This window comes from Leifsonia sp. NPDC102414, assembly GCF_044765685.1.
GTDB lineage: Bacteria > Actinomycetota > Actinomycetes > Actinomycetales > Microbacteriaceae > Leifsonia.
Window position 1 is genome coordinate 900,864 of the sequence record NZ_JBIWKN010000001.1, and the last position, 12,957, is coordinate 913,820.

General features: G+C 68.0%; 13 protein-coding genes. 6 read left to right on the forward strand and 7 right to left on the reverse strand.

The annotated features are described in order from the left end of the window. Window positions 1-29 precede the first annotated feature (29 nt). On the forward strand, window positions 30-629 hold the full coding sequence (locus ACIRCZ_RS04320; RefSeq protein WP_055893934.1) for a histidine phosphatase family protein: 600 nt from the start codon (window positions 30-32) through the stop codon (window positions 627-629). 45 nt (window positions 630-674) lie between these two features. Here ACIRCZ_RS04320 and ACIRCZ_RS04325 read toward each other — a convergent pair whose 3' ends face one another. The 3 genes from ACIRCZ_RS04325 to ACIRCZ_RS04335 are packed head-to-tail and all read right to left on the reverse strand — an operon-like array spanning window position 675 to window position 4,780. Then, window positions 675-2,723 carry a cell wall-binding repeat-containing protein gene (locus ACIRCZ_RS04325; protein ID WP_402850006.1) on the reverse strand — a complete coding sequence of 683 codons (2,049 nt, stop codon included), beginning with the start codon at window positions 2,721-2,723 and terminating at the stop codon, window positions 675-677. Window positions 2,724-2,777: 54 nt separating this feature from the next. Beyond that, on the reverse strand, window positions 2,778-3,869 hold the full coding sequence (locus ACIRCZ_RS04330; RefSeq protein WP_402850009.1) for a glycosyltransferase family 4 protein: 1,092 nt from the start codon (window positions 3,867-3,869) through the stop codon (window positions 2,778-2,780). Beyond that, window positions 3,866-4,780: an alpha/beta fold hydrolase gene (locus ACIRCZ_RS04335; protein WP_055893942.1), complete on the reverse strand. Its 915-nt coding sequence runs from the start codon at window positions 4,778-4,780 to the stop codon at window positions 3,866-3,868. The genes ACIRCZ_RS04330 and ACIRCZ_RS04335 overlap by 4 nt, the downstream gene beginning before the upstream one ends. A gap of 133 nt (window positions 4,781-4,913) precedes the next feature. Here ACIRCZ_RS04335 and treS point away from each other — a divergent pair, with 133 nt between their 5' ends. The 3 genes from treS to ACIRCZ_RS04350 all read left to right on the forward strand — a co-directional run bounded on the left by treS (window position 4,914) and on the right by ACIRCZ_RS04350 (window position 7,787). Further along, window positions 4,914-6,623: a maltose alpha-D-glucosyltransferase gene (gene treS, locus ACIRCZ_RS04340; protein ID WP_055893944.1), complete on the forward strand. Its 1,710-nt coding sequence runs from the start codon at window positions 4,914-4,916 to the stop codon at window positions 6,621-6,623. 90 nt (window positions 6,624-6,713) lie between these two features. Beyond that, window positions 6,714-7,400, forward strand: a complete 687-nt coding sequence (locus tag ACIRCZ_RS04345) for a 3'-5' exonuclease (protein ID WP_402850014.1) — start codon at window positions 6,714-6,716, stop codon at window positions 7,398-7,400. 66 nt (window positions 7,401-7,466) lie between these two features. Beyond that, window positions 7,467-7,787 (forward strand): DUF4190 domain-containing protein, encoded by a 321-nt coding sequence (locus tag ACIRCZ_RS04350; RefSeq protein WP_055893948.1) that lies wholly within the window; start codon window positions 7,467-7,469, stop codon window positions 7,785-7,787. An 80-nt stretch (window positions 7,788-7,867) separates the two neighbouring features. Here the strand turns inward: ACIRCZ_RS04350 and ACIRCZ_RS04355 are convergent, their stop codons facing one another. The 3 genes from ACIRCZ_RS04355 to glgA all read right to left on the reverse strand — a co-directional run bounded on the left by ACIRCZ_RS04355 (window position 7,868) and on the right by glgA (window position 10,229). Further along, window positions 7,868-8,119 carry a type B 50S ribosomal protein L31 gene (locus tag ACIRCZ_RS04355; protein ID WP_055893950.1) on the reverse strand — a complete coding sequence of 84 codons (252 nt, stop codon included), beginning with the start codon at window positions 8,117-8,119 and terminating at the stop codon, window positions 7,868-7,870. Window positions 8,120-8,224: 105 nt separating this feature from the next. After that, on the reverse strand, window positions 8,225-9,022 hold the full coding sequence (locus ACIRCZ_RS04360) for an ABC transporter ATP-binding protein (RefSeq protein WP_055893952.1): 798 nt from the start codon (window positions 9,020-9,022) through the stop codon (window positions 8,225-8,227). A gap of 22 nt (window positions 9,023-9,044) precedes the next feature. Next, window positions 9,045-10,229, reverse strand: a complete 1,185-nt coding sequence (gene glgA / locus ACIRCZ_RS04365; protein WP_402850019.1) for a glycogen synthase — start codon at window positions 10,227-10,229, stop codon at window positions 9,045-9,047. 46 nt (window positions 10,230-10,275) lie between these two features. Between glgA and glgC the strand changes: the two genes are divergently transcribed. Continuing rightward, a complete protein-coding gene (gene glgC, locus ACIRCZ_RS04370) occupies window positions 10,276-11,517 on the forward strand; it encodes a glucose-1-phosphate adenylyltransferase (RefSeq protein ID WP_055893958.1) in 1,242 nt (413 codons plus the stop codon). Beyond that, the gene (gene serB / locus ACIRCZ_RS04375; RefSeq protein WP_402850023.1) at window positions 11,514-12,203 is read left to right on the forward strand and encodes a phosphoserine phosphatase SerB; all 690 of its coding nucleotides are present in this window, start codon (window positions 11,514-11,516) and stop codon (window positions 12,201-12,203) included. The genes glgC and serB overlap by 4 nt, the downstream gene beginning before the upstream one ends. A gap of 11 nt (window positions 12,204-12,214) precedes the next feature. Here the strand turns inward: serB and fabG are convergent, their stop codons facing one another. Beyond that, the gene (fabG, locus tag ACIRCZ_RS04380) at window positions 12,215-12,925 is read right to left on the reverse strand and encodes a 3-oxoacyl-ACP reductase FabG (RefSeq protein WP_402850026.1); all 711 of its coding nucleotides are present in this window, start codon (window positions 12,923-12,925) and stop codon (window positions 12,215-12,217) included. Between the last annotated feature and the right edge of the window lie 32 nt (window positions 12,926-12,957).

Here is a 12,957-nt window from a genome sequence, read left to right on the forward strand (position 1 = left end):
GCCTCCGCGTCCGCGATGAAAGGACGCGTGTGACCAGAATCTCCCTCGTTCGCCACGGTCAGACCGACTGGAACCTCGCCAAACGCATCCAGGGGTCGAGCGACATCCCGCTGAACAGCACAGGCCGCGAACAGGCCGATGCCACGGGCCGCGCGCTCGCCGGAGGACGCTACGACGCCATCTACGCCAGCCCGCTGAGCCGAGCGACCGAGACGGCGAGCATCATCGCGTCGCACACCGGTCTGGATGCGCCCCTCCCCCTCCCCGAGGTCGCCGAGCGCCGCTACGGAGACGCGGAGGGCCTCACCGGAGCCGAGATCCTGGCCCGCTGGCCGGAGGGAACGCCGGTGCCAGGCCGCGAGTCGCGCGACGAGGTCGTGGAGCGCGCGCTGCCCGCCCTGCTTGCGCTGGGCGAGCAGCACCCGGGAGAGTCCGTCATCGTCGTCAGTCACGGCGGCGTGATCGGATCGCTGGTGCGCCACGTCACAGGCCACGCGCTTCCCGGCCCGGGTGAGGTCATCCCGAACGGCTCCGTGCACGAGTTCGTCTACGAAGACGGAACTCTCACCCTCGACCGCTTCAACCTGCACCCGGAAGACCGGGACCTGTTCACCGCGTCCGTGCTCTGACCCCTCTGTTCTCTGACTCCCCGTGTTCTCAGTCAGACGCGCGGACTACAGCCCATCGCACGGCGTGAGGAATTCGACCCCGGCGTTCAACACGGTCGGACCGCCGACCAGGGTGACGGTCCGGACACCGAGTCGTCCCATATCGGCCAGCACGCCGCTCGGCACGCAGCTCCCCGGCGCGAGGTACAGCGGCGACGAGGTCTTTCCCGCCCAACTGCTCGCCGCGAGCGCATCGGCATAGCCGAATCCGGTGGCGATGACAGCGGTGGATGCGGTGGGATACGTGCTCACATTGACCGCTTCCGCGGTGGCGTACCGATCCTGTCCGGCGAGGCGGTCGACGGTGTAGCCGCTCTGGGTCAGAGACAACTCCACGCCTGACGACATGACAGCCGACCCTCCGACCAACTCGACCTTCTTCGTGCCGAGGGATTTCAGCAGCGCCGCCGTGGCGGAGTCGACAGAGCTCGCCGCCCCATCGACGAGGAGCACCGGCGCGCCCTTCGATCCGGCTGCCCCACCCGCCGACAGCGCGTCCGGGAAGTTCGCGCCGGAGGCGAGGTAGACCGTGTTCGCCGTGGAGAACGCGCCCTTCGCCACCGAGCGCGACGTGGCGAACCTGTCGTCTCCCGCTGCCCGGTTCACCGTCGCCGACGGCGCGGCCGTTCGCAGCTGGCTGAGAACGTGATCCGACACGGAGGCCGGGCCTCCGGCGACCACGATCGTCGTCGGCTTGAGGCGGGAGACCTCAGCGGCGACATCCGCTGTGAGGCCGGTCGGCGGCGTGAGCAGGAGCGGTCCGCCTCGCTTCGTGGCGGCGGGACCGGCGGCGAGGGCATCCGGGTAGTTCAGCCCGGACGCCACGTAGACCACCGGGGCCGTGCCGGGGAACGCCTTCTTCGAGACGGCAACAGAGGTCGCGAAGCGGTCGCTGCCCGCCACCCGGTCGGTGGTGAGCTTCCGGAGGACGGAGATCAGGGTGTCCCCGGAGCGTGCACCCGAGACATAGGCCGTGCCCGTGGCCGGGTTCACCGCGACGTCGGCCGGGGTCGTGACGGGCAGACCGGCGACGACCTCCTTCGAGGCGGTGTCGATCGCGAACACCTCGTTGATCGTCCCGCCCTCGAACGGCTGGGAGACGGCGGCGTAGAGCGTGCCTGCGGTCGGATCGACCTCGAGCGATTCCGCCTGCGCGGGAAGCTCGATGGTCGACGATACGGCGGATGCGCCGCGCGGCACGAGAGCCAGCTCGTACGTGGTCGCCGACGGCGCCGTGCGGCGAGAGACGTACACGGTGCCCGTCGCAGGGTCGACCGTCGCCACGTCCGCGACTCCGGTCAGCGGAACCGTCTTCGTCAGCGCGTTCGTCGCCGTGCTGAACGCGTACAGCGTGGAGGCGGTCGGCGACATCGTCACGGCGTACACGATGCCCGCTGCCGCATCGACAGTGACAGCGGACGGGCCCTGCGTCGTCGACGGCAGCGGCACGGCCGTCGGTGTCACGCCTGTGCCGCCGACGGCGGAGGCGATCTGCGCCGCCGTCAGCACCAGGATGGACGGCGTCGGCGTCCCGCCGACGGATCGTGTACCGACGAGGTAAACCGAGCCCGTCGCTGTGTCGACGGCCATCCCACTGTTGCCGCTGCTGCCCACGAGGTTCACGCTGCCGAGCGGGATGGTCGCCACCTGGGTCTTCGACGTCGTCGAGAACACGGCCAGTGAAGCCGTGCCGGCGGTGGTGTCCGCAATCGTGACGTACACGAGGCCGCGCCCTGCGTCGATGTCGACGCCGTTCGGGATGTGCGGAAGCGGAAGCGTCTTGCTCACCGAGCCAGCGGCGAGGTCGAGCACCGTCAGGCTGCTGGCGGTGCTGCTCGACACCAGGGCGAACATCGTGTTCGTCGCCGGGTCGATGGCCATCGTCGGGACGGTCGCCCACGGATCGGTGCCCGGCGCAGCTGGCAGCGTGTTGACGATCCGATACATCGACTGGGCGGCGTTGGCCGGCATCGCCCCGAGCATTGTCCCTGCGATCGCGGTCGCCGCCGCGATTCCGACGGACGCGGCCGTCCTGATCCACCGTTTACCCAGCATCAAATTCTCCCCCCATTCGAAAAGTGCACCTGTGCACGCCTCGCGATTATGACATCAATCCAGCTTCCGTTTCGCCCTCGCCGCGGCAGCGGTCAGCACCGTGAGAAGATGTTCAGCCGACGCATCCCAGGTGAACCGGGCCGCCTCGCGCTTCGACGCCTCCGAGCGCGCCGCCCACACGCCGTCCTCCTCCAGGTGCCGGATGCGCGCGGCCGCCTCCTCTGCGGAGTTCGGCGCGAAGAACAGGGCGGCCTCTCCCCCGATCTCGCGGAAGATCGGGATGTCGCTGACCACCGCGGGCGTGCCGAGCGTCATCGACTCCACCAGGGGGATGCCGAAGCCTTCGTCGTGCGACGCCGTCACCAGTGCCGTGGCCGCGGCGATCGTCTCCGCGTACTCCTCGTCGCTCGCCCCGTTGTGGAACACGATCCGCGCATCCGGCGCAACGGCCGTCAGGCGCTCCCGCTCTGCGTCGGACACCCTGCTCATCAGGTGCAGTTCGTAGTCGGGAAGCAAGGCAGCGGCGCGCACCAGCGTCTCGACGTTCTTGTACGGCATGAACGAGCCCATGTAGACGAGCGACTTCGACTCCGGGCTCGTCCTGGCCATCCGTACCGGATCGAGCTCCGGCATGTCTGCCGCGTTCGGCACGACGTGCACCGGACGGCGGGTGAGCCTGTGCTCGGCGATGAGCTGCTTGGTGGTCTGCGACACGGTCACCACCGCATCCGACCGGTTGAGCAGCATCCGCTGCGGCCACCAGGCCAGGTGGTAGAGCCGCCACAGCAACCGGATGGGGGCAGGCAGGTCGCGCGGTGGGGTGCGGTTGCGGTAGTAGATGAGGTCGTGCACGGTGAGCACGAGCCGGTACCGGCGGCCCCAGCCGCCCATGGTCTGCATCGGCGTGAACACCACGTCCGGCTTGAGCCTGTTGACCTGCCTGGCCACCCACGGCTCGCCGGCGCTGGTCGGCGAGCCGATCAGCTCCCACGGCAGGTGCGGCAGCATCTCGAGCTGACGGTGGTCGCTGATGAGCATGGTGACGGCGTGACGTTTCGCCAGCGCGGCGACGAGGCCCGCCGTGTACCGGCTGATCCCGTCGTGGCGGCCGATCCTGGTGTAGCGGCAGTCGAAGACGATCCTCATGCCAGGAAGTCCTCGATCGCCCGCGCCGCTTCGGTCGGCGTCTCGTAGTGGATCAGGTGGCCGACGTCCGGGATCACGACGAGGCGCGCATCAGGGAACAGGGTCTGCAGGCGGTACTGCGCCGACAGCGGCGTGATGTCGTCCTTCTGAGCAGCAACCAGCAAGGTGCGCTCCTGGATGCGCGCCGCGTACTCGCTGACGTCGTGCGACACGGAGGCGCGGAAGGCGTCGAGCACCACCTCGCGGTCGCTGAACGCGCTGAAGTAGCGGTCGTGCTGGTCGTGGATCCAGCGCCGGAGCGCCTTGTCCTTGGTCTTCGCCATCGTCACGCTCATCACGCGCACGATCGCACGGTTGCGCAGCAGACCGAAGCCGAGCGTTCGCGGAAGCGCTGCAGCCAGCCAGTAGTAGAAGATCGCAAGCCGCGTCATGATGCCGCGCGGTCCCTCCAGCGCCGGCTGCCCGATCGGGTTCACCAGCACCACGTCGTTCGGGTGCAGCGCATCCGGAGCCGTCGCATCGGCCAGAGCCGCCGAGACCACGATCGACCCGAAGGAGTGACCGAGCAGCACGAACCTGCCGTCGATGCCGAGCTCGCGCACGAACGCCCTGAGCCAGCGCGCGTAGCCGTCGATGTCGTGCTTCGCCTCCGTCAATGGAGTGGATGCGCCGAAGCCGGGAAGATCGGGCGAGATCATCCTCACCCCGCCGAGCTGTGCGACGACAGGCTCGAGGCCGTGATGGTCGCCGCGGAACCCGTGCACGAGCACGAGCGTCGTCTGCGCGGCGGGGTCGCCGTAGTCCCAGTAGCGGGTGGTGCCACCGAGGACGGGCACGTCTGCTGTGCGCACCGGGAGACGGCCGAGCGCGTCGGCGTACGGTGAAGCTGCGTATGGCGAGGAAGCGGTCATCGCAGACCAGTCTAGGCAGCGCGGATCACCGCATCCGGCAATGTGCTGCCAGGACTGGACAGAGCACCAGCGCGTGCACCTAGACTCGACTGGTTGTAATCGCTTGCATCGGCTTCGCGCCGGAAGGAGAACCGTGAGTTTCACTGCGCCCATCACGCTGCCCGGGCTCACCCTGGATCCGCAGTGGTATCGCCGGTCCGTCTTCTACGAAGTGATGGTGCGATCGTTCGTCGACAGCAACGGCGACGGCTCCGGCGACCTCGCCGGGCTCACCTCCAAGCTCGACTACCTGCAGTGGCTCGGGATCGACGCGCTCTGGCTCCCTCCGTTCTTCCAGTCCCCGTTGCGCGACGGCGGATACGACGTGTCCGACTTCCGCGCGATCCTGCCGGAGTTCGGCACGATCGACGAGTTCCGCGACCTCGTGACCAAGGCGCACGAGCGCAACATGCGCATCATCATCGACCTGCCGATGAACCACACGTCCGACCAGCACGAGTGGTTCCAGCAGTCCCGCTCCGACCCGGAGGGGCCGTACGGCGACTTCTACGTCTGGAACGACACCGACGAAAAGTGGCCGGACATCCGCATCATCTTCGTCGACACGGAGGACTCCAACTGGGCCTTCGACGAGGCGCGCCGCCAGTACTACTTCCACCGCTTCTTCTCGCACCAGCCCGACCTCAACTTCGAGAACCCGGCCGTGCACGATGCGATGTTCGAGATCGTGCGGTTCTGGCTCGACCTCGGCGTCGACGGCTTCCGGCTGGATGCGATCCCATACCTCTACGAGTCCGACGAGGGCAACGGAGAGGGCGAGCCGAAGACGCACGAGTTCATCAAGAAGCTCCGCGAGATGGTCGACCGCGAATACCCCGGACGCATGATGGTCGCCGAGGCGAACCAGTGGCCGCGCGAGGTCGCCGCGTTCTTCGGCACGGAGGACGAGCCGGAGTGCCACATGGCCTTCGACTTCCCCGTCATGCCGCGCATCTTCTACGCGCTGCGCTCGCAGCAGTCCGCCGAGCTCGTGCGGGTGCTGTCCGAGACCCTGGACGTTCCGGACGGCTCCGCCTGGGGCGTGTTCCTGCGCAACCACGACGAGCTCACGCTCGAGATGGTGAGCGAGGAGTATCGCCAGGCGATGTACGGCTGGTACGCATACGACCCACGGATGCGCGCCAACATCGGCATCCGCCGCCGCCTCGCGCCGCTGCTCGACAACTCGCGTGCGGAGCTCGAACTCGCGCACGCACTCCTGTTCTCCCTACCGGGAAGCCCGTTCCTCTACTACGGCGACGAGATCGGGATGGGCGACAACATCTGGCTCCCCGACCGCGACAGCTCGCGTACGCCCATGCAGTGGACGCCTGACCGCAACGCCGGGTTCTCCACCGCCGACCCCGGCAAGCTGTTCCTGCCCGTGGTCCAGTCGCTGGTCTACCACTACAACCAGGTCAACGTGGAGGCGCAGCTCGCCCAGTCGCGCTCGCTGCTGCACTGGATCCGCAACGTCATCCACGTGCGCAAGGCGCATCCGGTGTTCGGCCTCGGCACGATCCGCGTGCTGCAGACCAACCACGAGTCGGTGCTCGCGTTCGTTCGCTCCTACGAGGGCAGCGGCACGCACTTCGGAGACCAGCCGGAAGACGTCCTGTGCGTGTTCTCGTTCGCGCACAACCCGGTCTCCGTCTCGCTGGAGGCGCCTGAGTTCGCCGGCGCGACCCTCTACGACCTGTTCGGCGGTGCGGAGTTCCCGACCGTCGCCGAGGACGGCCGCTTCACGCTGACCCTGGGGACGCAGAACTTCTACTGGCTGCACATCGAGCCTCGGCACAACTGACGCGCTCGCCCGGCTGGGAGCCGGCAGGGCGCATCCGTGGTTCGCCGTGTCGGTCCCCGGGCTGACAGTGGTCGCTCATACGCTGATTCCATGAGTGAGTGGCATCAGGAACTGGGCGTCTTCGATCTGGAGACCACCGGCATCGACGTGGAGTCGGCGCGCATCGTCACGGCGCATGTCGGCCTTCTCGACCACACCGGCACGATCGTGCAGCGACAGGACTGGCTCGTCGACCCCGGCGTCGAGATTCCCGCCGGCGCCACAGCGGTGCACGGCATCACCACCGAACACGCGCGCAGCAACGGGATGCACGCCTCAGCAGCCACCGCGCAGATCGTAGAGGCGCTCCGCGACCTGTTCAGCCGCGGCATCCCGGTCGTGGCGTACAACGCGCCGTACGACTTCACACTGCTCGACCGCGAAGCGCGTCGCCACAGCGTCGCCCCGCTCGTCTCCCCCGGCCCCGTAGTCGACCCTCTCGTCATCGACAAGGCCGTGGACAAGTACCGCAGAGGCAAGCGCACGCTCGAGGTCACGGCGACCTACTACGGCGTCGACCTCACGGACGCGCACGATGCGGGCGCGGACGCCATCGCGGCCGGCCGGGTGGCGCAGGCGCTCGCCAGGGTGCACACCGAAGCCCTCGCCTTCGAGGCGGCGGAGCTGCACAGGATGCAGGTGGACTGGTGCCGAGAGCAGGCCGCCGACTTCCAGGAGTACATGCGCCGCGTGCGCGACCCGCACTTCACGACGTCCGGCGACTGGCCGCTGCGCTGAAATCCATGCATAAGTGTGTATTTCTGTCGGTTGGCTTAGAATCTGCTGACCGGTAACATAACGGGTATGAGCGATTCAGACCTCAACCCACAGCCCCTTCCGCCCCAGCAGCAGCCGCAGTACCAGCAGCCGTACCAGGGCGCCCCTGCAGCTCGCGGCTACAACACCATGGCCATTGTGGCCTTCATCCTGGCGTTCTTCGTGAACATCGTCGGCATCATCCTGGGCTTCGTCGCCCTCTCCCAGATCAAGAAGACCGGCGAGCAGGGCCGCGGCCTCGCCATCGCCGCCGTCATCATCGGCTTCGCCGAGATCGTGATCGGCATCATCTTCACGATCGCGATCGTCGCGATCATCGCCGCGAACCCGTCCACGTACACGTACTGATCCGCGTTGGCGCCGCCCGGATGCGGCGCCAACGACGAAGGCCCCGACCAGAACGGTCGGGGCCTTTGACGTTGGCAGTCTTACTTGCCGAAGTTCTTGTAGCGCGAGTTGAACTTCTCGACGCGACCGGCCGAGTCCATGATGCGCTGCTTGCCCGTGTAGAACGGGTGCGACTCCGAGGAGATCTCAACGTCGATCACCGGGTAGACGGTGCCGTCTTCCCACTCGATCGTCTTCTCGCTCGTCACGGTCGAGCGCGTGAGGAACGTCGCACCCGAGGCCAGGTCGCGGAAAACCACCGGAGCGTAGTCGGGGTGGATGTCAGTCTTCATCAGGACTTCCTTGTTGCGTAGTGATTTGTCGGTCGTGCCCGTGCGTGGAAGCACAGGGCGGAAAGTATGTCGGCTGGTGGGCCAGCTATCGAGTTTAGCAGATGTTCAGTCCGCGGTGCCGCGACGCGCCCGGACGGCGTAGCGGCCGTCCTGCTCGGTGAGGTCGACATCCACACCGAACGTCTCGCTGAGGCGCTCCGCGGTGATGACCTCGTCGAGGGTGCCCTGGGCGGCGACAGCGCCGTTCGCGAGCAGCAGGGCCCTGTTGAAGCCGAGGGGGATCTCCTCGACGTGATGCGTGACCATGACGATGGCGGGCGAGTCGGCGTCGCTGGCGTATCCGCCGAGCAGCTGCAACAGCTCCTCGCGGCCGCCGAGGTCGAGGCTCGCCGCCGGCTCGTCGAGCAGCAGGATCTCCGGGTCCGTCATCACCGAGCGGGCGATCTGGACGCGCTTCTGCTCGCCGTCGCTCAGGCTGCCGAAGGAGCGCTCGGCCAGGTGGTCGAGGTTCCACTCGCCGAGCACGCGGCGGGCGCGACGCTCGTCGATCTCCTCATACTCCTCGTTCCACCGGCCCGTGACCGCGTACGCCGCCGTCATCACGACGTCGAGCACTGTCTCGTTGCGCGGGATGCGCCTGGCGAGGGCGCTCGACGCAAAGCCAAGCCGCGGGCGCAGCTCGGACAGGTCGCTGTGGCCGATGGGCTCGCCGAGCACTTCCGCCTCACCGGAGGTGGGGTGCAGCGCAGCGGCGGCGATCTGCAGGAGCGTGGTCTTGCCTGCGCCGTTCGGTCCGAGGACCACCCAGCGTTCGTCTGGCTCCACCGTCCAGTTCACCGAGTCGAGAACCGTATTCCCGTCGCGGACAACGGACACATCGTGAAGCTGGAGAACGCTGGACATACCCTCTAGCCTAGCGGCGGCGTCAGGCTGTGACGGACCGGTACAGCTCCCGTGTCTGCTCCGCGATCGACTCCCAGCTGAACGCCGTCTCCGCCCGCAACCGGCCGGCGCTGCCCATCAGCGCAGCACGCTCCCCGTCGCCGACCACCTCGGTCAGCGCGGCGGCCAGGTCGGCGACGAACGCATCCGGATCGGTCGGCGTTCCTGTGCCGTCCGTCGCCTGGGCGATGGGCACGAGCCTGCCGGTGACGCCGTCCACGATCACCTCGGGGATGCCTCCTGTCGCCGTGCCGACGACGGGCAGCCCGCAGGCCATCGCCTCCAGGTTCACGATCCCGAGCGGCTCGTAGATGGACGGGCAGACGAAGACAGTGGATGCGGTCAGCGCCACCCGCAGCTCCTCCTGCGACAGCAGCCTGTCGATCCACACCACGCCGTCGCGCTCCTCCTGGAGCTGCTCGACGCCACGCGTCACCTCCGCCATGATCTCCGGCGTGTCCGGAGCCCCCGCGCAGAGGATGACCTGGACCTCTTGCGGCAGGAGCCTGGCAGCGCGCAGCAGGTACGGCAGACCCTTCTGCCTGGTGATCCTGCCGACGAAGATCACGGCAGGTCGGTCGGGGTCGATGCCGAGCGCCCGCGCGCGCTCCTGGTCGTCGAGTGGGCGCCAGCGCTCCAGGTCGATGCCGTTGTAGATCACGGTCACCTTCTCTGGGTCGAGGGCGGGGTACGCGGCGAGGATGTCGCGACGCATCCCCTCGCTCACCGCGATGACGCGTTCCGCGCCCTCGAACGCCGTCTTCTCCGCCCAGCTCGACACGCGGTATCCGCCGCCGAGCTGCTCGGCCTTCCACGGGCGCAGCGGCTCCAGGCTGTGCGCGGTGACGACGTGCGGGATGCCGTGCAGCAGTTTCGCGATGTGGCCGGCGCCGTTCGCGTACCAGGTGTGCGAGTGCACCAGGTCGGCTCCCCCGCAGTCCTGCGCCATCTGCAGGTCGACCCCGAGTGTGCTGATCGCGGCATTCGCTCCAGCGAGTTCATGCGGCACGCGGTATGCGTGCACGTCCGCCTCGTCGCGCGGCTCGCCGAAACAGCGCACCTGCACCTCGGTGTCCGCGCGCAGCGCGCGCACCAGCTCGGTCACGTGGACACCGGCTCCGCCATAGATGTCCGGCGGGTATTCCCGGGTCAGAAGATCAACGCGCATGTCGTGAACGCTAGTACAGGTCGCATGTTGCCTCTACTGTGGTGGCATGGCAGGCAAGAAGATCTTCGGCATAGTTCTCGCGGGTGGCGAAGGGAAGCGGTTGATGCCGTTGACGGCCGACCGCGCGAAGCCGGCCGTTCCGTTCGGCGGACAGTACCGCCTCATCGACTTCGCGCTCTCGAACCTCATCAATTCGCAGTTGCGCCAGATCGTCGTGCTGACGCAGTACAAGTCGCACAGCCTCGACCGTCACGTCTCGCAGACCTGGCGCCTCGACGGCATGCTCAACTCGTACATCGCGTCCGTGCCTGCGCAACAGCGCCTGGGCAAGCGCTGGTTCAGTGGATCGGCCGACGCCATCCTGCAAAGCCTCAACCTGCTGCGCGACGAGAAGCCCGACATCGTGGTCGTCGTCGGAGCAGACCACGTATACCGGATGGACTTCGGCCAGATGATCGAGGCCCACATCGCCTCCGGCGCACCGGCGACCGTGGCTGCGATCCGGCAGCCGATCGGTCTCGCCGACCAGTTCGGCGTGATCGAGGTCGACCCGGAACGGGCAGACCGCATCAGCGCGTTCAGAGAAAAGCCGAGTGACCCGATCGGGCTGCCTGACTCGCCGGACGAGGTGCTCGCATCCATGGGCAACTACGTCTTCGACGCCGACGCCCTGATCGACGCCGTCGTGCGCGACGGCGACCGCCCTGACTCCAACCACGACATGGGCGGCGACATCATTCCGGACTTCGTGTCGCGCGACGAGGCCGCTGTTTACGACTTCAACCGCAACGACGTGCCGGGCTCGACCGACCGCGATCGGTACTACTGGCGGGATGTGGGAACGATCGACTCGTTCTTCGAAGCCCACCAGGACCTCATCTCCGCCCTTCCGGTGTTCAACCTGTACAACCGCGAGTGGCCGATCTTCAGCCAGGTGCTGAACTCTCCCCCGGCGAAGATCGTCCGCGACGGCCGCGGAGCGCTCGGCACGACCATCGACTCGATCGTGTCGCTCGGCTCCGTGATCTCCGGCGCACACCTCGAGCGCAGCGTCCTCGGACCGTGGGCGAAGGTGGACTCCGGCGCCAAGGTCGTCGACTCCGTCGTGTTCGAGCGCGCGGTGATCGGCGCCAACGCGTTCGTCGGCCGCGCGATCCTGGACAAGGACGTGGTGGTGGCGGAGGGCGCATCCATCGGCGTCGACCCCGAGCGCGACCGCGCACGAGGCTTCACCGTCACCGACTCCGGTCTCACCGTGGTCGGCAAGGGAGTGCACGTCGTTCCATGACCGGCAGTGATCACCCAACAGCATCCCCTTCCACCGCACCACGCAGCGCCCCGCGCTTCCTTGTCGTCCTCGACGCCGACTCGACCCTCATCCACGACGAGGTGATCGAGCTTCTGGCAGAGGAGGCAGGCGCGCGCCAGGAGGTGGCGGAGGTCACCGAGCGTGCGATGCGCGGAGAGCTCGACTTCGAGCAGAGCCTGCGCGCACGGGTCAAGACCCTCGCCGGACTCCCCTCGTCCGTGTTCTCACGCGTCGGAGAGCGCATCACGGTCACCGATGGCGTGCCAGAACTGATCGCGGGCGTACACGCCGCGGGCGGCGTCGTCGGCGTCGTCTCCGGCGGCTTCCACGAAACCCTCGACCCGCTCGGCGAACGCCTCGGCCTCGACCACTGGCGCGCCAACCGGCTCGAGGTCGTCGACGGCGTCCTCACCGGAGCCGTGACAGGCGGGGTCGTGGATGCGGAGGCCAAGGCCGCCGCACTGCGCGCCTGGGCGGATCAGGCGGACATCCCGCTGGCTCGGACGGTCGCGATCGGCGACGGCGCGAACGACCTGCGGATGATGGCGGTCGCCGGCCTGGCGATCGCGTTCAACGCTAAGCCGAAGGTGCGCGCCGAGGCCGACGTGGTGATCGACCGCCAGGACCTCTCCCAGGTGCTTCCCCTGCTGGGGCTGCGCGGCTGACCGCGGCGGGCTCAGTGCCCCATGCCGAGGCCGCCGTCGACGGGGATGACGGCGCCGGAGATGTAGCCGGCGTCATCGCCGGCGACCCACGCCACGACCTTCGCGACCTCGTTCGCCGTTGCGAAGCGCGCTGCGGGGATGTTGCGCTTGTACTCGGCCTGCTGGGTCTCCGGCAGGGCGGCCGTCATGTCGGTCTCGATGAAGCCGGGCGACACCACGTTCGCAGTGATCCCTCGCCCTCCGAGCTCGCGGGTGATCGAGCGGGCCATGCCGACCAGCCCGGCCTTGGAGGCTGCGTAGTTGACCTGGCCGGCGCTGCCGTAGAGGCCGACAACGCTGGAGATGAACACGATGCGGCCGAACCTGGCCTTGAGCATCCCCTTGGATGCGCGCTTCACGACACGGAACGAGCCGCCGAGGTTCGTGTCGACCACCGTGTCGAAGTCCTCGTCCGTCATGCGCATCAGGAGGGTGTCGCGGGTGATCCCCGCGTTGGCGACGACCACCTCGACAGGGCCGAGCTTCTCCTCGATCTCCGTGAACGCCGCGTCCACCGCCGCGGCGTCTGTGACGTCGGCGCGCACGGTGAGCGCACCGTCAGGGCCTTCGCCCGAGCGCGCCGTGACGGCGACCCTGTGGCCCTGGGCCAGGAACTCCTCCGCGATGGCGTAGCCGATTCCGCGGTTTCCTCCTGTGACGAGCACGGTGCGCTGGGTAGTCATGCATTTTCCTCTCAATAGAAACGATCACCAGT